Source organism: Microcoleus asticus IPMA8 (assembly GCF_013179805.1).
GTDB lineage: Bacteria > Cyanobacteriota > Cyanobacteriia > Cyanobacteriales > Microcoleaceae > Microcoleus > Microcoleus asticus.
This window is the reverse complement of record NZ_SRRZ01000017.1, coordinates 1-21,795: the sequence shown is the minus strand read 5'-3', so window position 1 is coordinate 21,795 and position 21,795 is coordinate 1. Positions and strand designations below refer to the sequence as shown.

The 21,795-nt window shown below is 44.4% G+C and carries 19 protein-coding genes; 8 read left to right on the top strand and 11 right to left on the bottom strand.

The features are described from left to right. Nucleotides 1-25: 25 nt before the first annotated feature. From E5S67_RS06580 to E5S67_RS06565, 4 genes are all read right to left on the bottom strand, one after another. A complete protein-coding gene (locus tag E5S67_RS06580; protein WP_339382770.1) occupies nucleotides 26-703 on the bottom strand; it encodes a transposase in 678 nt (225 codons plus the stop codon). A gap of 112 nt (nucleotides 704-815) precedes the next feature. After that, a complete protein-coding gene (priA, locus tag E5S67_RS06575) occupies nucleotides 816-3,377 on the bottom strand; it encodes a primosomal protein N' (protein ID WP_172186270.1) in 2,562 nt (853 codons plus the stop codon). 79 nt (nucleotides 3,378-3,456) lie between these two features. Then, a complete protein-coding gene (locus E5S67_RS06570; RefSeq protein ID WP_172186269.1) occupies nucleotides 3,457-4,527 on the bottom strand; it encodes a sensor histidine kinase in 1,071 nt (356 codons plus the stop codon). Between the two features lie 259 nt (nucleotides 4,528-4,786). Continuing rightward, complete coding sequence (locus E5S67_RS06565; RefSeq protein WP_172186268.1) at nucleotides 4,787-5,011, bottom strand: hypothetical protein; 225 nt, start codon at nucleotides 5,009-5,011, stop codon at nucleotides 4,787-4,789. Nucleotides 5,012-5,140: 129 nt separating this feature from the next. Here E5S67_RS06565 and E5S67_RS06560 point away from each other — a divergent pair, with 129 nt between their 5' ends. Both E5S67_RS06560 and E5S67_RS06555 read left to right on the top strand, forming a co-directional pair. Next, nucleotides 5,141-6,085, top strand: coding sequence for a fused MFS/spermidine synthase (locus E5S67_RS06560; protein WP_172186267.1), 945 nt, complete (start codon nucleotides 5,141-5,143; stop codon nucleotides 6,083-6,085). Between the two features lie 39 nt (nucleotides 6,086-6,124). Then, nucleotides 6,125-6,295 carry a YqaE/Pmp3 family membrane protein gene (locus tag E5S67_RS06555; protein WP_172186266.1) on the top strand — a complete coding sequence of 57 codons (171 nt, stop codon included), beginning with the start codon at nucleotides 6,125-6,127 and terminating at the stop codon, nucleotides 6,293-6,295. A gap of 156 nt (nucleotides 6,296-6,451) precedes the next feature. Here E5S67_RS06555 and E5S67_RS06550 read toward each other — a convergent pair whose 3' ends face one another. Further along, complete coding sequence (locus E5S67_RS06550; protein ID WP_172186265.1) at nucleotides 6,452-7,732, bottom strand: glycosyltransferase family protein; 1,281 nt, start codon at nucleotides 7,730-7,732, stop codon at nucleotides 6,452-6,454. Nucleotides 7,733-7,768: 36 nt separating this feature from the next. Here E5S67_RS06550 and E5S67_RS06545 point away from each other — a divergent pair, with 36 nt between their 5' ends. Next, entirely contained in the window at nucleotides 7,769-8,245 is a 477-nt protein-coding gene (locus tag E5S67_RS06545) for an ankyrin repeat domain-containing protein (RefSeq protein ID WP_172186264.1), read from the top strand. A 105-nt stretch (nucleotides 8,246-8,350) separates the two neighbouring features. Here the strand turns inward: E5S67_RS06545 and E5S67_RS06540 are convergent, their stop codons facing one another. From E5S67_RS06540 to E5S67_RS06515, 6 genes are all read right to left on the bottom strand, one after another. Then, on the bottom strand, nucleotides 8,351-9,418 hold the full coding sequence (locus E5S67_RS06540) for a calcium-binding protein (RefSeq protein ID WP_172186263.1): 1,068 nt from the start codon (nucleotides 9,416-9,418) through the stop codon (nucleotides 8,351-8,353). 70 nt (nucleotides 9,419-9,488) lie between these two features. Beyond that, nucleotides 9,489-9,632 (bottom strand): hypothetical protein, encoded by a 144-nt coding sequence (locus E5S67_RS06535; RefSeq protein ID WP_172186262.1) that lies wholly within the window; start codon nucleotides 9,630-9,632, stop codon nucleotides 9,489-9,491. Continuing rightward, a complete protein-coding gene (locus E5S67_RS06530) occupies nucleotides 9,625-10,674 on the bottom strand; it encodes a calcium-binding protein (RefSeq protein ID WP_172186261.1) in 1,050 nt (349 codons plus the stop codon). Before E5S67_RS06530 ends, E5S67_RS06535 begins: the two co-directional genes overlap by 8 nt. Nucleotides 10,675-10,793: 119 nt before the next feature. Then, on the bottom strand, nucleotides 10,794-11,843 hold the full coding sequence (locus tag E5S67_RS06525) for a calcium-binding protein (RefSeq protein WP_172186260.1): 1,050 nt from the start codon (nucleotides 11,841-11,843) through the stop codon (nucleotides 10,794-10,796). Between the two features lie 173 nt (nucleotides 11,844-12,016). Then, entirely contained in the window at nucleotides 12,017-13,006 is a 990-nt protein-coding gene (locus tag E5S67_RS06520) for a calcium-binding protein (protein ID WP_172186259.1), read from the bottom strand. A gap of 273 nt (nucleotides 13,007-13,279) precedes the next feature. Further along, nucleotides 13,280-14,263: a calcium-binding protein gene (locus tag E5S67_RS06515; protein ID WP_172186258.1), complete on the bottom strand. Its 984-nt coding sequence runs from the start codon at nucleotides 14,261-14,263 to the stop codon at nucleotides 13,280-13,282. 535 nt (nucleotides 14,264-14,798) lie between these two features. Here E5S67_RS06515 and E5S67_RS06510 point away from each other — a divergent pair. The 5 genes from E5S67_RS06510 (at nucleotide 14,799) to E5S67_RS34370 (ending at nucleotide 21,332) form a co-directional block, all read left to right on the top strand. Further along, nucleotides 14,799-18,794 carry a magnesium chelatase subunit H gene (locus E5S67_RS06510; RefSeq protein WP_172186257.1) on the top strand — a complete coding sequence of 1,332 codons (3,996 nt, stop codon included), beginning with the start codon at nucleotides 14,799-14,801 and terminating at the stop codon, nucleotides 18,792-18,794. A gap of 108 nt (nucleotides 18,795-18,902) precedes the next feature. Next, nucleotides 18,903-19,181, top strand: coding sequence for a hypothetical protein (locus E5S67_RS06505; RefSeq protein WP_172186256.1), 279 nt, complete (start codon nucleotides 18,903-18,905; stop codon nucleotides 19,179-19,181). Between the two features lie 422 nt (nucleotides 19,182-19,603). Continuing rightward, nucleotides 19,604-20,188 carry a transposase gene (locus E5S67_RS33150; RefSeq protein ID WP_246276648.1) on the top strand — a complete coding sequence of 195 codons (585 nt, stop codon included), beginning with the start codon at nucleotides 19,604-19,606 and terminating at the stop codon, nucleotides 20,186-20,188. A gap of 79 nt (nucleotides 20,189-20,267) precedes the next feature. Next, nucleotides 20,268-20,666, top strand: coding sequence for a hypothetical protein (locus E5S67_RS33145; RefSeq protein WP_246276647.1), 399 nt, complete (start codon nucleotides 20,268-20,270; stop codon nucleotides 20,664-20,666). 279 nt (nucleotides 20,667-20,945) lie between these two features. After that, nucleotides 20,946-21,332, top strand: a complete 387-nt coding sequence (locus tag E5S67_RS34370; protein WP_339382773.1) for a UvrD-helicase domain-containing protein — start codon at nucleotides 20,946-20,948, stop codon at nucleotides 21,330-21,332. The last annotated feature ends 463 nt before the right edge of the window (nucleotides 21,333-21,795 follow it).

The window sequence follows — 21,795 nt, the reverse complement described above, 5'->3', positions numbered from 1 at the left end:
CCCCTACAAATCGATCGACATAATATTACACGACGATCGACTGTATATAAGATTTGCCCTTCCATTCGATCGCCAGCCGACTAGATTCATTAATTTTGACTGAATTATGAGGATACAATTCATCTTTTCCCCACAACACAGGATTATTAACAATATATTCACGAATGGCAACTAATGATTCTTCATTGCGGATGATATGTTCGTAATAACCCCGCTGCCACACCGATATGCCTCTCAAATATCGCATTTGGTTAATTCGCCGCGCCGAAGATGTTTTTAAACCCCGCACAATTTCCGACAAAGGATGGATTGTTGATTTTCTGTGCCCAAATTTATCGGATTCTGTATAATTTATTTCTGGGCTGCCTTTCAAAACAATAATTCCATGAACGTGATTTGGCATCACAATAAAATCGTCTAATGCTACGTTTTTGTAACGTTTGGGAAGAAGGCTCCAATTGAATAAAACAGTTTTACCATAGGGACTCAATTGCATTTTATCATTAATAACTTCCCCGAATAGACATTCGCGCTGCCAACTGCAAATAGTGATAAAATACGAGCCGGGAGTCCTATAATCATATCCTGGCAGGCGAATTGAGCGGCGGTGGTGTTTGTTAGGATCGTATTTCATAATTTTGTCCCCATAAAACAGTTGTTCGTTGGGCGGCGGCGGGTTTATTATATTGTTGGTTTCAGGCATAGATAGTTGGTGAAACCCGCCCCGAGGATAGCCTGTAGGGGCGGGTTTTACCAACAATATTTGATGCTGACAAACCATCTATATAAACCCGCCCCCACCCAACCAATAACCCTCAACCAAAATTCAACGGATCGACATCAATAGTTAAACTAACAGAACGCGGCGTGCGATCGCGCAATCCGATCAAATCCGACAAATCCACCGACTCATCCAAAGGCAACTTCAGCAAAATCTGCCACCGATAACGATTTGCCACCCGCATAATCGCCGCAGGTGCAGGCCCCAACAACTCACACCCCGGTACAGACAATCGCTCAATATACTCCTGACAAACAGACGCCAATTGTACCGCCGTCACCGCAACTTCCGCCGCATCTACACTGCTCAACCGCAACAAAACCAGCCGCCCCGAAGGTGGATAATTCAGCGCCGCTCTTTCTGCTAATTCTGTTTCCACAAAACCCGCATATTCGTGCCGCCTAACTGCTTCAATAACCCGGTGTTCGGGAGTGTAAGTTTGAATAATTACCCGCCCCGGATCGTCGCCTCTGCCCGCACGTCCCGCGACTTGAGTTAATGTTTGAAAAGCTCGTTCGCTTGCCCGATAATCTGATAAGTTCAACAACCCATCAGCAGACACAACTCCCACCAATGTGACTCCAGCTAAATCTAACCCTTTCGTCAGCATTTGCGTACCCAACAAAATGTCAGCTTCCCCGTTAGCAAATTGCGTTAACAATCTGCGGTGGTCGCCCTTATTTCTAGTCGTATCGCTGTCAAACCGAATTGCCCGCAATTCTGGAAACAATCTCGTTAATTCCTGTTCGACTCGCTGAGTGCCGCTACCAAAGTTTTTGAAGTAAGGAGAACTGCATTCTGGGCAGTTTTGGGGGTGTCGTTCCGTGTGGTTGCAGTAGTGACAGCGCAATATTTCTGCGGTTCCTTCGCCGACGTGGTGATAAGACAGAGAAACATCGCAGTTCTGGCATTCCATCACATAGCCGCAACTCCGACAAGACACAAAGGTACTGTGTCCTCTTCTGTGAATAAACAGGATACCTTGCTGTTGTCTTGCTTGCAATTGTTCCAGCGCGTTTTGCAGGGAAGCACTAAAAATTGAGCGGTTTCCTTGCCGCAATTCTTGGCGCATATCGACTATTTCCACAGGCGGCATGGGGCGGGAATAAATGCGCTCGGGCAAGGATAAATAATGGATATTTGGTAACGAGTAATAATCTCTTCGCGTCCCCACCAAAGTCTCTAAAGCTGGGGTTGCGGAACCTAAAATTAAAGGACAATTTTCTAATTCGGCGCGCCATTTGGCAACGGTGCGGGCGTGGTAGCAGGGGGCTGGTTGGTCTTGTTTGAAGCTGCTGTCGTGTTCTTCATCGAGGATAATTAAGCCGAGGTGAGGTAATGGCGCGAAAATGGCCGATCGCGTGCCGATGACAATTTGCGGGGTTCCAGTCAGCATCTGACGCCATGTATCGTAACGTTCGCCGTCGGATAGGGCACTGTGGTACACGCAAATTTGCTCGCCAAAACGGGCGCGGAATCTGTCTGTAAGTTGCGGTGTCAAACCGATTTCGGGAACGAGTACCAGGGCGGATTTGCCGCTGGCTAAGATTGGGGCGATCGCCTGCAAATACACTTCGGTTTTCCCGGAACCTGTAACACCGTGCAGCAGCACTTGGCGGAATCCCGAAAAAGAGTTAATAAACGCTAAAGCTTCAGCTTGAAAATGAGTTAAAGTTTTGGGTGCATCGGGCAATTGAGAAATTCCGCGATCGCCTCTGAGCACTTCCCTTTGGTCAATTACAACGCTACCTTTTTGTTCTAAATTTTTGACAACAGAAGAACTTGCGCTGCAAATTCTCAGCAAATCGTTCATCCACATTTCACCGCCGCCGCGCCGCAAAACTTCCAATACTTCTTGTTGCCGCTTAGTTAAATCTGTGACAAATGCACTAGCAATTAATGTCACTGCCGGTTTGAGTTGTGGTTTGGGAGGATTGGGAGGTTCTAAATAACTTTCTACCCAACCGCGTTTCAATAAATCTTTCAATCCCCGATAACTTCCCTTAACTTGGCGCTGGAGGTATTGCCAAGTGTAATCGCCGTTTTTTTGAGCTTGCAGCAATTGTAAAATTTGACTAGCGGCGGGATTGAGAAATGTTTCGGCATTCGGAGAAATAGCATCCTTAATTAAGCGAATTCGGCGCACGGAACGGCTTAACAAACCGGGCGGCAGCGAGGCTCTAATTACTTGAATTAATGGTGTGCAATAATAGGTGGCAGTGCGATCGAGCAATTCCCAGTAAGTCGGTGGGAAAAATCCCGTACTGACAACATCTTCGACATCTTTAACCCTTGTGGGATCTAAGTCTGGCGGCAGTTGAGAAATGAACCGAATCGCGATCGCCCCTACCTGTTGACTGCCAAAGGGTACACTCAAAATATCCCCTGGTTGCACGGTAAGTTCCGCAGGTAAACCATAGGTAAATAACTTGTTTTCCTCCCCTGGGGAGTCCCCCGCAACCCTGAAAGGAGAGTCCACCAATACCTCGATCCACTCTGCTTGCACGGTGGGGCGCTGTGGCGGTTCGCTGCTGCCGTAGGATGCCCCGGGCTCTGCCGCTACAGGGGTTGACAAACCAAAAGTGACAGTAGACATAGGGTTGCACATCAAACTAGGAGGAGCCGCGGTCAAAGGGAGTTTTCATTATCCCTCAGTTTAGCTCGATCGATCGATCTTAGCTGCGGGAATTGGCGATCGGAATTTCGATCGCCAATTCAGTCCCTTCTCCAATTGCGGATATGCACTCCAACCTCCCACCGTGTTTATCTACAACAATTTGATAGCTAATTGACAGTCCCAAACCCGTCCCTTGACCGACTGGTTTGGTGGTAAAAAACGGATCAAAAATTTTCATTCTTACAGCTTCATTCATTCCCAAACCATTATCTTTGATGCTAATTTTAGCCCATTTTTCGGAAACAAGAGAAGTAGTAATTACAATATGGCTTGGCTTGGCTTTTATCTCGCCTAGGGAACGCTTTTTGTCTCGCTCCCGCAGGGCATCAACAGCATTATTAATGATATTCATAAATACCTGATTTAATTGCCCCGGATAACATTCTATTTTCGGTAAATCTCCATAGTTTTTAACAATTTTTATAGCTGGGTTCCCTGGGTTCTCTTTAGTTAAGTGCTGCAAAATTAACAAGGTGCTGTCAATTCCTTCGTGAATGTTAACTGGTTTCTTTTCAGCTTCATCTACCCGCGCAAAGTTGCGTAAAGTCAGCACAATTTCGCGGATGCGCTCGGAGCCAACTTTCATTGACGAAAGAGTTTTTAACAAATCTTCGCGCAGAAAGTTGAGGTCAATTTCTTCAAGAAAATCTTCAATCTCTGCATCTGTTTCAGGATACCGATCCTGGTACATTGCGAGCAATTTTAAAATGTCGCCAGCGTAGTCATTGACATAGGTAATATTGCCGTAAATGAAGTTGACGGGATTGTTTATTTCGTGGGCGATACCAGCTACCAAAACTCCCAAGGCAGACATTTTTTCGGCTTCGATCAATTTGATCTGCATTGTTTGCTGGTTTTCCAGAGCTTTTTGTAGTGTAGACATTTTTGCTTTTAAAATATTTTCGGAATCTCTAAATTCCTCAGTGACTATTTTTAGCAAAGATTCTTTTTTTTGATTAATGGTTTCTAATTGGCTGCGTTCGGTTTCCGAAGTTTCGAGTTTTTCCCGCAGGATTCGATTTTCCTTTTCCAGCTCTTTGATTCTGTTTTCCCAGTCTGTTGGTTCCATCGGCTATTATTTTGAACCTAAAAAAAATAGTGTCATAACAGTTTTATAAATAAATCTAATTGCACCCTTTACCTAGTTAGAATCTCAACGCCCATCACCTCGGCAAATTTGTCCGAAAATTTTAACACTTCTTTTATTTGGCTCGATCTAAAAATCTTATCTAAGATATATTCACAATGTCAAGTTATTAATAATAAATCTGGTTAAGACCGATCGCAACTTTTCTTCTCCGCACTCGGATTTGCGGGTTTTCATCCGATTATTGATAAATAAGCAGGCCGATCGCAAACTTATAAAGGCGGGCTGAACGCGAAAATTTGCCCGATTCGGACAACATTTCTACAAAACTCGCCGGCTTCGCTGGGGAAAATATTAAATGTGACTGCGATCGACCGGGGGCGACTGAAAAAGTACGATCGACTGGGCGCGCGATCGGGCAAGCAATCTCAAGTACCAAGCCAATAGCGCTCTCCCAGAACGCCATCCCACTATACCATTGCTGAGAAATCTGAATCCCATGTGTCGATCGTACTCACACAGCCGCACCATTTTGTGCTAAGAACTACTACTTGTGACAACATCCACACAGCAGTTTATATTTGGAGAGTAATTGATGTCAGGTAGCGAAGTTCGTGCAGACTTTTGGATGAGCGAGTACATTACCCCTTGGGATATTTACGTTCACGGCATCATCGGCGTGCTCGCTTACAAGAAAACAGCCTATCAAGAAATGTACGTAGTTCAGACCGGTACCTACGGCAAAGGCTTAGTTCTGGACGGCAAATGGCAATCTTGTACAGGCGACGAGTTTCTGTACCACGAACCCCTGGTACACCCAGCCATGATTAGTCACGGTTCCCCCAAAAAAGTGCTAGTTCTCGGTGGCGGAGAAGGAGCTACAATTAGAGAAGTGCTGCGCTGGAAAACAGTTGAAAAAGTCGTGATGATCGATATTGACGGCGAAGTAGTAGAAGCTTGCCGCGAACACCTCCCAGAAATGCACCAAAACGCCTTTGACGACCCCCGCTGCGAAGTAGTAATCGGCGATGCTTTGGACTATTTAGACAACACAGACAAAGATTGGGATATTGTCATTTCTGACTTGTCCGACCCCATTGAAGAAGGCCCATCTTTCCAGTTGTTTACCAAGGAATATTTTGAGAAAGTTCGCAGCGTAATGTCGCCTGACGGGTATTTCGTAGTGCAAGCGGGGCCAGTTTCTCCTGCCGAAATGAAAATGCACGCTCGCATTGTCAATACCCTGAAATCGGTTTTCCCCAACGTTCAATCCTGCACCAGCTTTATTTCTACTTACGGAGCTCCTTGGGGTTTTGCGGTAGCTTCTACTCAAGAAATAAATACCCGGCCAGAACCTGAAGAGACTGACAAATTACTCGCCGAGAAAACAACTGGCGGGTTGCGGATGTTCGACGGGATTACAATGTTGGGGTTGATGCAAGTTCCCGGTCACTTACGGCAGGTAATCGCCGCTGAAACCGAAGTTTACACTATCGCAGCACCACCTAAGTTTTTCGGGAAAGGCTCTGTCGGTCAGTGAAGTTAAATTGGAAGAGAAAAGTAGTTTGGAGTAACTGAGATGGACAATTTAATTCGCATAGTCGCTGCCATTTTTCTTCCCCCGTTGGGCGTATTTTTGACTGTTGGCATCGGTACTGATTTTTGGATCAACCTGGTTCTCACGTTTTTGGGCTTTATTCCCGGGATCATTCACGCTGTTTGGGTCATTGCTAAGCACGATCGACCTTAACTTGAGGCAAAATCCAGTTTTTGGATAATAAACAGGCTAGAGAAAATTTATTTTCTTTCGCCTGTTTTCACCAATTAATCTGTATTAAATCTGCGTTCATCCGCGTACCCTTCCCGAAGGCGAAGCGCCTACATCTGCGGTTAGAAATAAAAAAATCTAATTCTTCTGAGAATCAGATTGCACCTCAATTTCTTCACACACCAATTCAGCAATTTTTTTCGCCGCCCCCGATTCTCCTCGAACCGCACGCAAACGATCGCCCATCTGTGCTAATTTATCAGGATGGCTCAAATAGTCGATCGCCAATTGAGCAATTACTTCCGGTTCCAGCTTCCCAATTAACTCCGGCACAATCTTTTCCTGTGCCCAAATATTCGGCCAAGCATAAAGCTTTCCCTTTCCCAATTGCCAGATTAGCCAATTAATTCCCGTCGCAAAAACTGAACCGACTAACGGCAAATTTGCCAGCAATCCCGGCAATCCGTCCCAAGCTTTCATCGCATCCAATTGCTGCGTCGGAATCAAAACAATCATCGGTACAGCTAACGAACCCAATTCGGCAGTATTCGCTCCCACAGTAGTTAAACAAAGACTGCATTCTGATAGCAAATCGTAGGCGGGCGTCTGCGTCCAAAGTTCTACTTGCAAGTTATTTGCTGTCTGCAAAAACGGCGGTTCTGTTAACTGAAGTTCGGCGCTAGCGTTCTCAAATAAATGCAGGCAAGGATTTTGTTCAGGGTCGGCAAAACGTGCTAGAGTTTGCAGATCTAAGGTAGGAGCAACGGGAATTACAAAGCGAGTTTCAGGGCGGATGCGGTGGATGGATTGGGCGATCGACAAACATAACGGTACACCTAAAGCTAATTTGGCCGCTTTAGAACCGGGCAACAATCCAATTAATTCTATTTTCCGTAGGGGCGGTTCCCCCGTGCCCGCCCTGCCCGATTTCCCATTCCCTACTTCGGAAATCAAATCTCCGACAACTGTAAATTTATTAGCATATTTTTGGGGAATTTTAGCAAAAACTTCAGATTTCATCGCCGCAAATTTATCAATCCAGCGATACCACCGCGCGTCCCATTCAGCATAAATAACAGTGCGATATTTTAGCCTTTTGCCAATCACAACTGTAAAAAATTGATCGCCGCCTAAAAACAAAACAACTCCTGTTTCATACCAATCCCAATTTTCCGCAGTTTTGCCCGATAATAAGAATGGAAAAAAATGCTCCGGCGCCTGCACTCTGTCCACTTCTGGGTAGGAAGATGCGATTTGTGCTTCTTTCCCGGTGGCGTGCGGACAGGGGGACAGCACCACAGAGATTCGCGCTTGAGTGCCCGCGTTTGCCAATTGCTCGCGCAAAGCTTGCACGGCGGGACGCACCCAAGTTGCCAATTCTCCGGGGCCGTTGGAGAGGATTAAAATATCTACTGCCATAGGATTTAATATTTGAGAGGATGCAAGGGAGATTTTATGACAGATTTAATTAATGCCGTCAAGACGGGTGATGTTGCGGCTGTAGAAAGTGCGATCGAACAGCGTGCAGAGATCAATGCCAAAGATGAGCAAGGTGAGACGGCTTTGACGGCTGCGGCTGAGGCTGGCAATTCGGCGATCGTCAAAAAATTGCTGGCGGCAGGTGCGGATGTCAACAGTCAGGATAATGACGGGTGGACGCCGTTAATGAGTGCCACTGCTGCGGGACATAGCGAGATTGTACAGCTTTTGCTGGAGGCGGGGGCGGATGTGAATGCTAAAACTAATTTTGGTTTGACGGCTTTGATGAGTGCTGCAGGTAGCGGGCGCACTCAAGTTGTGGAATTTTTAATCGATAAAGGAGCTGATATCAAAGCTAAGGATAATAATACTTGGACTGCGTTAATTTGGGCGTCTTCTGAGGGTCACAAAGATGCGGTTGAGGTTTTGAAGCTAGCGCGCGATCGCCATTAAAGACTTAGAAACCGGGTTTATTCGAGAAACCCGGTTTCTGGAGGGTACAATTAATTATCGTACTTTCAGCAGCGATCGGGCAAATCCTGAATATCTTCGAGATTTCTATCCAATTGAAAATGTATAAGTTCCAAATAATGATAATTGATTCAAGGTCAGATTTCCGCCGCCCTCAATAACAGCGATCGTGTCAAAGTTACTGATTGATGGCACTCCATTTCTAGGGTTACTAAAGCCCTTCGTTTGGATAGCTAAATCTCGACCATTGTTAATGGGGAACACCGAGAATATATCTAAGTAAGACTCTGATTGTGCGATAGCTCCTGCTAGCTGAATAGTATCCTGACCTTGAGTAAAGTTCCGAATTGTAGCAAAACCCGGCCCGATATAAAACTGTGTCGATCCTAGTGGCGTCCCCCTACTGGTTATGTTCTCCTCACCAAGCGCAAATGTATCGCGGCCGCTACCGCCAATGAGAATATCGAATTCATTGCTACCGTCACTTTCATACTCTCGACCGCTTCCAAAGCCATTACCTGTACCTAAACCTACTTCAACTGCAATTAATTCAACTTTCCCCACCCCGGAACCGGTGAGGATGTCATTCCCAGAACTTCCGACAAAAGTCGCAGACCGGCTGGGCTCGTTTTTCCCAAAATTGAAGTAGTGTTCCCGACCGGTTTTCAAGGCTCCCGATTCGACAAACGGCCGAACATCGGGATTTTTTTGTAAGTATTCTGTTTCAAAAAATGAAGTCCCAAACTGACCGTCCTTGATGCCGAATTGAATGAAGTGCCGGTAGCCATTTTTAAAAGTTCCATTCTGAATAAACGGCTGCAACTGTCGGTTATTTGCCAGATAAAACGCTTCGTCATACTCAGGCGATACGCGCGTGCGACCTTCTTCGTAACCGTATTGGATAAAGTGGTCTAGTCCGGTTGCAAAAGGGGCGTTTGGATTGTTGGGGGTGCGGACTAAGGCAGCGATGTCTGGGTTGCCAGCGAGGTAAGTAGCTTCGTCAAAATACCGGGATACTTTGGTTAATCCGCCGGCTTGACCGAATTTTTCAAAGTGTTCTAATCCCGATTTGATGACTCCTGCATCCATGGCGGGTTTGACCCAAGGATATTGAGCAAGGTAGTATTGTTCGTCAAAAATGTCATAATTTGTCATAATTATTGCTCCAAGCTTAGTCTGCTTACTTGTCGGTTAAACTTGACCCACTATAACTAACTCTACTAACTCACTCTGTCAAGTTAATTATTGTTAAGCCTCTTTTACTATTTTTATGGGAAACACAAAAGTGCGATCGCCCTTTTTGCAAATGTGCGATCGCACCGACAGCAGCCCAAGCCAAATCCCCAATAGCTTCTAGATTTCTACCCAAGTGAAAATCTACTAACTCTAGATTCTGGTAATACATTCAACTTGAGATTTCCGCCACCTTCAATAACAGCGATAGTGTCAAACGGAGCCGTTCCGGGAACAGCGAGAAGTGAAGTTTTGTATTGGATAGCTAAATCTCGATTGTTGTTGATGGGCAATATCAAGTATTGATCTGAGAAAGGTAAAAACGCATCTCCTAGCACGATGCTATCCTGACCTTTTGTAAAGTTCCGAATTGTCGCAAAACCCGGCCCAATATAGAATTTTTCGGTTCCGGGCGCAGAACTTTTACCGCCTTCTATAAGGTCTCCGAGTACGAATATATCGCGGCCGCTACCGCCAATGAGAGTATCGAATTCATTGCTGCCGTCACCTTCATACACTCGGCCTTCGCCAAAGCCATTACCTGCACGTAAACCTACTTCAACTCCAATTAATTCGCTATTCCCCACCCCAGGACCGGTAATGATGTCATTCCCAGGAGTTCCGACAAAAGTCGCAGAGCGGCTTGGATCGCTTTTGCCAAAATTGAAGTAGTGTTCCCGACCTGTTTTCAAGGCTCCCGATTCGACAAACGGCCGAACATCGGGATTTTTTTGTAAGTATTCTGTTTCAAAAAATGAAGTCCCAAACTGACCGTCTTTGAGGCCGAATTGAATGAAATGCTGGTAGCCATTTTTAAAAGTTCCATTCTGAATAAACGGCTGCAACTGTCGGTTATTTGCTACATAAAACGCTTCGTCATACTCAGGCGATACGCGAGTGCGACCTTCTTCGTAACCGTATTGAATAAAGTGGTCTAGCCCGGTTGCAAAAGGGGCGTTTGGGTTGTTGGGGGTGCGGACTAAGGCAGCGATGTCTGGGTTGCCAGCGAGGTAAGTAGCTTCGTCAAAATACCGCGATACTTTGGTTAAGCCGCCTGCTTCACCGAATTTTTGAAAGTGTTCTAGTCCCGATTTGATGACTCCTGCATCAATGGCTGGTTTGACCCAAGGATATTGATCGAGGTAGTATTTTTCGTCAAAAATTGCGTAACTAGCCATGTTTTCCTACTGGGGCTTCAATGAGATGTTTATGCAATTTATCAATCATCAAGAACTAACACAATACCCGATCGGGTGATTTTTTCCAAGTGTCAAATCTCACTTAAGCTCTATACTTTCTAGCCGAAAAAAGTGAGACTGACTGGAGGACTAAATGGATTTATCATCTCAATCGGTTGCAGAGTTAGATTTGAGCCGCCCTGAATTCTGGCAAGTGTATCTCCAGATTTTTGAATTAATAAGTCCGCCCCTGATGGAAATATACTCAGTTCATTAACGTTTTCCACCAACTGAATAAAATCTTTTCCTTTTTCAAAATTGACAATCCTGGCCTCCCCACTGCCCGTATAGAAATCTACCCGGCTGAGCAAACTACGTCGGTTGTTGGGAACAGCATCTCCGATAACGAAGTAATCAATGCCAGAAGTGCCAATCAATGTATCGAATTCAGTAGTAGTCAGGAAAGGCTCTCTCGTGATGTCATCCAATTTCAAAGCGTCATACTTATTCTTATTAATGCCAAAAGGTGGATTTGGGCCGGCGAAAGCTACTTGCATTCCGATAATTTGATTTTTTCCCGCTGTAAATCCCGTGACGATATCATTACCGTTGGTTCCTGTAAAAAATCCGTATCGATTTGACTCAAATTGCCCAAATTTTAGATAGTGTTCTCGACCAGTTTTTAAACTTCCAGCCTCCACAACTGCCGCCACATCTGGGTTATCTCCCAAGTAACGCGGTTCCAAGAAACTTGTCCCGTACCTACCTTCTGTTTTTCCAAATTGGATAAAGTGTTGAAAGCCGGATTTAAAAATTCCGTTCTGCACGAAGGGAGTTATTTCCGGGTGGCGCTTTAAATAAAAAACTTCGTCGTAGTCAGGCGATACTCGCGTGCGGCCTTCTTCGTAACCAAACTGGATAAAGTGGTCTAAACCTGAAGCAAAGGGTCGGTTTTGGTTGTTGGCGGTGCGAACAAAGGGTGCAATATCTTGATTTTGAGCTAGATATGTATCTTCGTCAAAATAGCGCGATATTTTTGTGAGGCCGGCGGCTTGACCGAATTTTTCAAAGTGTTCTCTTCCAGATTTGATGATTCCTGCATCAATAGCTGGTTTGACCCAAGGATATTGCGAAAGGTAGTATTGTTCGTCGAAGATATCGTAATTCATCGTTACTCCTTTAAAAACGTAAAGTGCGATCGTACTTTTTCATAGCACAATCATCCAAAACAAATAAAAACTTATCAATCATCACCATTCGCTAATTACAAATGACTAATAACTATACTGACGGGGACGATGCCAAATCCCAAATCGCAAATCCAGAATTGTTTCACTAATGACTAACCAATCAAGAAAGTTCCGTTACCGTTAGATTGTTGGAAGGTCAAATTCAAACTTGCTCCTCCTTCAATCACGCCTAGCACAAATTTAAAAGCCTCGATTGATAAATTGTTGCCAATGGGAATCAAGTCGTAGCTGGTTAAAGAAGTTCCTTGAAGCTGAATCAAATCATCCTCTGCGTTGAAGTTCCGAATAGTAGCTTGACCGTTACCCAAATAGAGCGGGAACGAGCTGAAATTCCCGCCAGTAGTAGGAGGACTGCCGAGTACGAATATATCAACTCCCGGGCCACCAATCAGGACATCAAACTCATTGAGTCCAGAACTTTCAAATTGCCGATTGCCTTGGGGATCGATACCTATTTCCACTCCAATCAGTTCGGTATTTCCCACGCCAATGCCTGTGAGAACATCGTTGTTGCGGCTGCCGACAAAAGTAGCAGAGCGGCTTGGCTCATTTTTCCCAAAATTGAAGTAGTGTTCCCGACCAGTTCTCAAGGCTCCAGAGTTGACAAACGGTACAATGTCAGGGTTTTTCTTTAAATATTCGGGTTCAAAGAAAGAAGTCCCAAACCGACCTTCTTTGACGCCGAATTGAATGAAATGCTGGTATCCCGATTTGAACGGTGCATTGGGGCCTACAAACGGTAGCAACTCTGAATTATTTGCTAAATAAAAATCTTCGCTGTACTCAGGGGATACTTGAGTACGAGGAATTTCTTCATCGTAACCGAACTGAATAAAGTGATCTAAGCCTGTAGCAAAAGGCGCGTTTGGGTTGACTGTGCGGACAAAGGGTTTAAGGTCTGGATTTCCCTGAAGGTAAGTATCTTCGTCAAAATACCGCGATATTTTTGTGAGGCCGGCGGCTTGACCAAATTTTTCAAAGTGTTCTCTTCCAGATTTGATGATTCCTGCATCAATCGCTGGTTTCAGCCACGGATATTGCGAAAGGTAGTATTGTTCGTCAAAAATTGCGTAGTTAGCCATATTTTCCTCCTACGGTTTTGATGATTTGGAGCGTGAATACCCATCCGCTTTCCATTCACTCGATCGGCTATCAACAATTTATACAATGCAGACTTTATGAAATGGTTTTAAGTTCCTAGTGAAACATTGATTTTTGTGAACACTAATTATGCTAAAACTTTATTTTTGTTGGGGCAATTATACTTTTTTCTATCCGTTAACTGCTCCACATAAAAAAGTCATTAATCATCAGTATTAACTAATGATTAATGACTAATGACCAATGACCAATGACTAACCAATCAAGAAAGTACCGTTACCGTTAGATTCTTGGAAGCTCAAACCCAAGGTTGCTCCTCCTTCAATCACGCCGAGCACATCTCCAAAACGCTGGATTGACAAATTGTTGCCAACCGGAATCAGGTTGTAACCGCTTAAAGAAGTTCCTTGCAGTTGGATAAAATCGCTTTCTATGTCGAAGTTGCGAATCGTAGCTTGACCGTTACCCAAATACAGCGGTGTCGGGGTGACATTCCCGGCTGTAGTAGGAACTCCGAGTACGAATGTATTAGTTCCCGGGGCGCCAATCAGCACATCGAATTCATTGGTGCCAAAGCTTTCATACTGACGGTTGCCTTGGGGATCTATACCTACTTCCACTCCCACAAGTTCGACATCGCCCACGCCAACACCAGTTATAACATCGTTGCTGCGGGTGCCGACAAAAGTCGCGTCGCGGGCAGGCTCAAATTGTCCAAAATTGAAGAAGTGTTCCCGGCCTGTTTTCAAGTTTCCAGAGTTGACAAACGGCACGATGTCGGGGTTTTCTTTTAAGTATTCCGGTTCAAAAAATGAAGTTCCAAAACGACCTTCTTTTGAGCCGAATTGAACGAAATGCTGGTACCCTGATTTGAAAGTTCCGTTCTGAACGAACGGTTGGAGTTCAGAGTTGTTTGCTAAATAAAAGCTTTCGTTGTATTCGGGTGATACTTGGGCGCGGCGCTGTCCTTCATCGTAACCGAACTGGATAAAGTGATCTAGGCCGGTCGCAAAAGGTGCGTTTGGATTGACTGTGCGGACGAAAGGTGCGAGGTCTGGATTCCCAGCAAGGTAAGCATTTTCGTCAAAATAACGCGATACTTTAGTTAGACCGCCTTCTCGCCCGAATTTTTCAAAGTGTTCTCTCCCAGATGAGATTACTCCTGCGTCAATGGCTGGTTTGACCCAAGGATATGAGGCGAGGTAGAATTGTTCGTCGAAAATTGCGTAGTTAGCCATGTTTCCCCCTTGAGGTTTTGATGAGTTTGAGAGTTTATAGCAATTAGCTTTCCATAAACTCGATCGCAGATCGGGAATTTACACAAAACAGATGTTATGAAATGGTTTTAAGTTCCTGGTAAAATGTCAAATTTTTTGACTCAGCAATTATCCGAAGACTACATTCTGCCTTCACAAATTATGCCTTCTTTCCATCTGTTAATTGCTCGATCGCAAGTTTGATCGGTTCTACAAAACTTGGAACTTTTTTCAGGATTTCTTTCTCAATCGTTGATTAATTTTTAATTATTTTTATCCAACTCATTAATCCTATACATACTAAAAAAAAAATGTCAAGTAAATTTTTGTAAATAAAATATGGAGTATTTGCTCAAGGAATTTATAAAAAAATGTAACGAAAAGTTGCCAGAAATTTGTCGAATTGTGTACTGTGCAGGCTCAAATCGCCTAATGGCAAGCGTTTTCTGGTAAAAATGCTTATGGGATAAAAAAATTCCCGATTCCCGAAAACAGCATCTTAAAGGAGCCTAACCGGATGTTCACTCACGTCAAGCCCACCATTCGCCACGTTGTGCCGGAAAACTTGCAGGGGCGATCGCTCATGAAGGTGGTCTATGTCGTACTGGAACCGCAGTATCAAAGCGCCCTGTCGGCAGCGGTTCGATCGATAAACCAGAAAAATCCGAATTTGGCAATAGAAATCAGCGGCTACCTGATCGAGGAACTCCGCAGCCCTGAAAATTACGAGGCCTTCAAGCGGGATGTGGCAGATGCCAATGTATTTATTGCTTCTCTAATTTTCATCGAAGATTTGGCAGAAAAAGTGGTAGCGGCAGTTGAACCGCTGCGCGACAGCTTGGATGTCGCCGTCGTCTTCCCGTCGATGCCAGGGGTGATGCGGCTAAATAAAATGGGCAGTTTCTCGATGGCACAGTTGGGACAAAGCAAAAGTGCGATCGGCGAATTCATGAAAAAACGGAAGGAAAAATCCGGGAGTTCCTTCCAAGACGGAATGCTGAAACTGCTGCAAACTTTGCCGAAAGTGCTGAAATATTTGCCTATCGACAAAGCCCAAGATGCGCGAAACTTCATGCTGAGTTTCCAGTATTGGCTGGGCGGTTCCCAAGAAAACTTGGAAAACTTTTTGCTGATGCTGTCACATAAATATGTTTTCAAAGGACAGGAACAGTTAACTTTTGAAGAGCCCGTTGTCTACCCGGACATGGGAATTTGGCATCCTTTGGCACCGTCGATGTTTGAGGATGTCAAAGGATACCTCACCTGGTACAACGCCCGCAAAGATATTTCGGCAGACCTCAAAGACCCCCTCGCACCTTGCATCGGCTTGGTGTTGCAGCGGACTCACTTAGTCACGGGAGATGACGCGCACTATGTAGCAATGGTGCAGGAATTGGAGGCAATGGGGGCGCGGGTGGTGCCGATTTTTGCAGGCGGTTTGGACTTCTCGAAACCCGTCGAAACTTTTTTCTTGGAAGTTGGGGCGAAAGGTGTTGCACCGCTGCCAATAATTGATGCAGTAGTTTCTCTGACAGGTTTTGCGCTGGTGGGCGGCCCGGCGAGACAAGATCACCCGAAGGCGATCGAATCTTTGAAAAAATTAAATCGCCCTTACATGGTGGCTTTGCCACTGGTTTTCCAAACGACGGAAGAGTGGGAAAATAGCGATTTAGGCTTGCACCCGATTCAAGTTGCTTTGCAAATTGCCATCCCCGAGTTGGATGGCGCGATCGAACCGATTATTTTGTCGGGAAGAGACGGCGCAACTGGCAAGGCGATCGCCTTGCAAGATAGAATCGAAGCAATTTCCCAGCGCGCCATGAAATGGGCAATGCTGCGCCGCAAACCAAAATTAGATAAAAAAGTTGCGATCACAGTTTTCAGTTTCCCGCCCGACAAAGGCAACGTCGGAACAGCCGCTTATTTAGACGTTTTCGGCTCAATTTACCAAGTATTGAAAGCCTTAAAAGGCAACGGTTACGACTTGCCTGAATTGCCGGATTCCGCTGAAAAACTGATGCAAGAAGTCATCCACGACGCAACAGCCCAATACCAAACTCCGGAATTGAATATTGCTTACCGGATGTCCGTAGCTGAATACGAAGAATTCACTCCTTACTCGGAACGCTTGCAAGAAAATTGGGGCCCGCCTCCGGGACATTTGAACAGCGACGGACAAAATTTGCTAATTTTCGGCAAACATTTCGGCAATGTGTTTATCGGAGTGCAACCTACTTTTGGATACGAAGGCGATCCGATGCGGTTGTTATTCTCTCGTTCCGCCAGCCCGCACCACGGTTTTGCTGCTTACTACACATATTTGGAGCGCATTTGGGGTGCGGATGCGGTGCTGCACTTTGGCACTCACGGTTCGCTAGAATTCATGCCCGGTAAGCAGATGGGAATGTCTGGGGAATGTTATCCCGACAGTCTGATCGGCAAAATTCCCAATATCTATTATTACGCTGCCAACAATCCCAGCGAGGCAACAATTGCCAAGCGCCGCAGTTATGCTGAAACAATCAGCTATCTGACTCCTCCGGCTGAAAATGCTGGTTTGTACAAAGGTTTGCAGGAACTCAGCGAGTTAATTGCTTCTTATCAAACTTTGAAAGAGACTGGGCGCGGTGTGCCGATTGTTGATGCGATCGTCGAAAAATGCCGTTTGGTGAATTTGGACAAAGATATTGCGCTACCTCCCGAACAAGAAAGAGGGGTTGCTGCGGGAATGACTCCGGAGGAACGCGACAATTTAGTTGGCTTGGTTTACCGCAAGTTGATGGAGATTGAGTCGCGGTTGTTACCTTGCGGTTTGCACGTTATCGGTAAGCCGCCGACTGCGGAAGAGGCGATCGCAACTTTGGTGAATATAGCCAATTTAGACCGCGAAGAAGACGGGCTGATCAGCTTGCCGCGAATTATCGCTAACAGTCTCGGACGCGATATCGGCGAAATTTACACCAACAGCGACAAAGGCATTTTAAGTGATGTCGAATTGCTGCAAAACATCACTTTAGCCTGTCGGGATGCCGTTGGCGCTTTAGTGAAGGAACAAACCGATGCTGAGGGTAGAGTTTCCCTTGTTTCTAAGTTGAATTTCTTCAACATGGGCAAGAAAACACCTTGGATTGATGCCTTGTACGCCGCCGGTTACAAAAAAATCGATCCAGAACCGATTAAACCGCTGTTTGAGTATCTGGAATTCTGCTTGCAGCAAGTTTGTGCCGACAACGAATTAGGCGCTTTGTTGCGCGCGTTAGAAGGCGAGTATGTTCTGCCTGGCCCCGGTGGCGATCCGATTCGCAACCCTGATGTTTTGCCGACTGGCAAGAATATGCACGCTTTAGACCCGCAGTCAATCCCAACAACGGGGGCGGTTAAGTCTGCTAAGCTTGTAGTCGATCGGCTGTTAGAAAGACAGCGCGTTGATAACGGCGGAAATTACCCAGAGACGATCGCCGTTGTGTTGTGGGGAACCGACAACATCAAGACTTACGGCGAATCCCTCGCCCAAGTAATGTGGATGGTGGGAGTGAAGCCAGTTCCCGACGCATTGGGCCGGGTAAACAAACTCGAATTGCTTTCTTTAGAAGAGTTGGGACGCCCTCGGATCGACGTAGTAATTAACTGTTCTGGTGTATTCCGCGACTTGTTCATCAACCAAATGAATTTGTTAGATAAAGCCGTGAAAATGGCAGCGGAAGCCGACGAACCGTTAGAAATGAACTTCGTCCGCAAACACGCCCTGAAGCAAGCGGAAGAAATGGGAATCAACCTGCGACAAGCAGCAACCCGGGTATTTTCCAATGCTTCTGGTTCCTATTCATCTAACGTCAACTTGGCGGTGGAAAACAGCACTTGGGAAAGCGAAGCCGAGTTGCAGGAAATGTACTTAACCCGCAAATCCTTCGCCTTTTCTTCCGACAACCCCGGAACAATGGAACAAGACCGGAAGATTTTTGAATCATCCTTAAAAACTGCGGAAGTCACTTTCCAGAACTTGGATTCTGCCGAGATTTCCCTAACCGACGTGTCGCACTATTTCGACTCCGACCCGACTAAATTGATCGGCAGTTTGCGCGCAGATGGGAAGAAACCGGCATCCTTTGTTGCTGATACGACGACAGCCAACGCGCAGGTGCGGACGCTATCAGAAACCGTGCGTTTAGATTCGCGGACTAAGCTGCTGAATCCGAAGTGGTACGAGGGGATGTTGTCGCACGGCTATGAAGGTGTGCGGGAGATTTCTAAGCGTCTGGTGAATACGACTGGATGGAGTGCGACGGCGGGCGCTGTGGATAATTGGGTGTATGAGGATGTCAACACTACGTTTATCCAAGATGAGGAGATGCAGAAGCGTTTGCTGAACTTAAATCCTCATTCGTTCCGCAAGATTGTCAGCACTTTGCTGGAGGTGAATGGCCGGGGTTATTGGGAAACTTCGGAGAACAATTTGGATCGCTTGCGTGAACTTTATCAGGAGGTTGAAGACCGGATTGAGGGAGTAGAATAGGGTTATAAATGAGTGTAGGGGAATAGACCCCTACACTTATTTTTCCATTAGGTTCTTTGTTGAAAAGAATCAGAATTTGCACTCAATCTAAGTATGTGAGGATAGGTTATGGCTCTTATGGTTCCTGATTCAACGACAAAAAGCATGAATCAAGGAGAATTCACTTTATATGAAGTATTGCGTGATAACTTGCCAAATGATTTTTATGTCTGGTATGAATCAAGTATTCAAGGAAGTTTGCCTTATTCATATTTTACTATACTTGCACCTGACTTTGGGTTACTTATAATAGCACTTTGCAATTTTTTTTATCAGATAGTGGAGGTTGATAGCCATAACTTTAAAATTAAGCTTCAGCAACAAACGAATCAAAACCTACAAATTTAGCAATCAAACCTCGAAAATAGAGAAGGTAGGCGTACCCGTAAGCGCGCCCCTCAAACGGCTGAAGTAACGGAAGAATTAGATATTTTACCTTCACCTACTAAAGCTTTAAACAATCATTTAGATCCAATTTTATCTCAATTCCAAGAATATTCTATTTTAACTGATTCAACAAACCCAGAAAATATAAATTTTCCGGTGGGTACTTGCACCGTAATGTCTAATCTCACACCTGGGGGGGTAACAACCAGGCTGAAACAAAGAGGGAGTAAGGATTGAGCCAATCCGCTGCTCAAAAAAGATAGGCAGCAAAATTGTTATACGCTTGCCTATCCAAAAAATAATGATACCAACATTCTACCGCATTCCTGAGAGAAAAAAAACTAACGTTAGCTCAGTTTAAGCTGATTGAAATCTTGTTACCCGTGATACAATCCGAAAAACAAATCAGATTAGAACGGCTCTCCCGCGTATTTCCCTCTCTAATTACCAGCGAAACTCGGCGACGTAAGTTACAAAGATTTTTGGATTTGCCAAACTTAACTATTTCATTAATTTGGTTCCCATTAATTACTTATTGGTTGACAACTTATTGTCGTGTTGGTACTCGTTTATCAATCGCAATTGACCGCAGTCAATGGGGGCGCATTAATCTTTTTATGGTTAGCCTAATCTGGGAAAAAAGAGCAATTCCATTATACTGGTCGCTGTTGCCAAAATTAGGAAACAGTAACTTGGAGTCACAAACTAAAAATTTAGAGCAAATTTTACCATTATTTTCATCAGATAAAGTTATCGTTTTAGGAGACCGTGAATTTTGTTCTGTTGATTTAGGAAACTGGCTTAAATCAAAGGGTGTGTCGTTTTGCTTGAGACTCAAAAAAAATCATTGTATCGAAATGGAAAATTTAATTTGGCAACGGTTAGATGAATTAGGAATAGTACCAGGAACATCTTTGTATGTTCAAGGAAAAAAAGTGAGAAAAACACGGGCCTCCAACCGGATTTGAGCTTGCTTGTAAATGGCAAAGAAATTATGGGAAATATCAAGTTAAAGAAGCTTGGTTTATTCTCACGGATTTAGGTTCATTGCCAGCAGCAATCAATGCTTATAAGCAGCGGATGGGCATTGAAGAAATGTTTCGAGACTGCAAAAAAGGAGGCTACGATCTTGAAGGGACTAGCCTCAAAGGAAACAGACTTATTAATATGATTCTCCTGATGACGCTTGCCTACAGTTCGGCAATATTTCAAGGCACTGAATTGAGAAAAAAGCAGGTACAAAAATATGTATCTCGTCGCAAAGAACCCAAGAAAAAATATCGTAGACGGAGTACATTTGGTGTTGGCGTAGATGCCGAAAAGTGGGTTGGTTATCTAGAACAATATGCTTTGGAGATGCAACAGTTAATGAAGTTAACTCCTTCTAAACGTCGCTTTTATGAACAAGGTATGAGGGCTGCAACCCTTATTTGGTCTATATCCTAAGCCTCTTTGTTACCCCCCCCAGATCTCACACAAGAGCAAGCCACGCAAAATAATATTTATGAAAATTTACGGTCTAGCCAAGTCATCTATAAAGATGAATTACAATTATTGAGCAAGGTCGATCGTAGAGAATTAGTTAGTAGATTAACAAAAAATTTTGCTGTTAAATTCTCTTTCTCACCTCTCACAGCGGAGCAAATAGAAACTATTAAGGGTATCCTTTACCCGGAAATAGCGATAAAAAAAGTGGAAATTTAATCTACAAATAATACTTATGCGATAATTAAAACTTTAGATTATCGTCAAGAATGTATAGTTAAAGCGATCGGTACAGGGCATCGTATTATTTATGGGGTAGCCGGTTCAGGTAAAACTTTAATTCTGCTATCGCGAGCTAAGTTATTAGCAAATAAAATTCTAGAGAACCCGAGAATTTTGATTATTTGCTATAATAGAAGTCTTGCTTCTTATGTGAAGTCTGTTCTAGATACAGCAGATTCCATGTATATGTGGTACACTCTATTGAGTACATCAGCAGAAAAAATGAAAGCTTATTCGATCGAGTTTGGTAAAAAAATAGTGAAAGCCTATGAACAAGGTGATACATCAGTCAGGAAAGTAGCCCAACGTTTTGATGTGAGTAAAGCGTTTGTTAAAAAAATTTAAAAACAAAAACAAACGACTGGTCACGTTCAACCCAAAAAACTTTCTTGGAAGCATGAAAAGTGTGTTAAACTCGCACCGGACTGAATTAACCCAGATGGTATAAAAATATCCGGATAGCACGCTGTCAGAACCCAAGTGAATATTGGCTGATGAACTACAAGGAAGCTGTCAGTCCTAGCATGATGTGTCGTGAATTACAAAAAGAAAATTTAACGCGAAAAAAAAGACCGTACGCAGTAGTCAGTCTGCCACTGAAAGAGTACAAATTCTCAGGTGTGAATATTGGGAAAAAGTGAAAAATATTGACCCTGACAACCTGGTTTTTTTGGATGAAATGGGCGTTTTATTGGGGTTAACACGAACCCATGCACGTTCACTCTGTGGTAATAGAGTCTACGATTTAAAACCATTCTATCGCGGCGCTCTCATTCACAGTTGTCGGAGCAATTAGCTTAAAAAAAGT

Bases quoted from the DNA above. Each gene is read 5' to 3' on its own strand.
- E5S67_RS06525 (WP_172186260.1), bottom strand. From the start codon at position 11,843: ATGAATTACGATATCTTCGACGAACAATACTACCTTTCGCAATATCCT.
- E5S67_RS06580 (WP_339382770.1), bottom strand. From the start codon at position 703: ATGCCTGAAACCAACAATATAATAAACCCGCCGCCGCCCAACGAACAA.
- E5S67_RS06540 (WP_172186263.1), bottom strand. From the start codon at position 9,418: ATGACAAATTATGACATTTTTGACGAACAATACTACCTTGCTCAATAT.
- priA (WP_172186270.1), bottom strand. From the start codon at position 3,377: ATGTCTACTGTCACTTTTGGTTTGTCAACCCCTGTAGCGGCAGAGCCC.
- E5S67_RS06545 (WP_172186264.1), top strand. From the start codon at position 7,769: ATGACAGATTTAATTAATGCCGTCAAGACGGGTGATGTTGCGGCTGTA.
- E5S67_RS06560 (WP_172186267.1), top strand. From the start codon at position 5,141: ATGTCAGGTAGCGAAGTTCGTGCAGACTTTTGGATGAGCGAGTACATT.
- E5S67_RS06570 (WP_172186269.1), bottom strand. From the start codon at position 4,527: ATGGAACCAACAGACTGGGAAAACAGAATCAAAGAGCTGGAAAAGGAA.
- E5S67_RS06530 (WP_172186261.1), bottom strand. From the start codon at position 10,674: ATGGCTAGTTACGCAATTTTTGACGAAAAATACTACCTCGATCAATAT.
- E5S67_RS06565 (WP_172186268.1), bottom strand. From the start codon at position 5,011: ATGGCGTTCTGGGAGAGCGCTATTGGCTTGGTACTTGAGATTGCTTGC.
- E5S67_RS06505 (WP_172186256.1), top strand. From the start codon at position 18,903: ATGGCTCTTATGGTTCCTGATTCAACGACAAAAAGCATGAATCAAGGA.
- E5S67_RS06520 (WP_172186259.1), bottom strand. From the start codon at position 13,006: ATGGCTAACTACGCAATTTTTGACGAACAATACTACCTTTCGCAATAT.
- E5S67_RS06515 (WP_172186258.1), bottom strand. From the start codon at position 14,263: ATGGCTAACTACGCAATTTTCGACGAACAATTCTACCTCGCCTCATAT.
- E5S67_RS06550 (WP_172186265.1), bottom strand. From the start codon at position 7,732: ATGGCAGTAGATATTTTAATCCTCTCCAACGGCCCCGGAGAATTGGCA.
- E5S67_RS06555 (WP_172186266.1), top strand. From the start codon at position 6,125: ATGGACAATTTAATTCGCATAGTCGCTGCCATTTTTCTTCCCCCGTTG.
- E5S67_RS06510 (WP_172186257.1), top strand. From the start codon at position 14,799: ATGTTCACTCACGTCAAGCCCACCATTCGCCACGTTGTGCCGGAAAAC.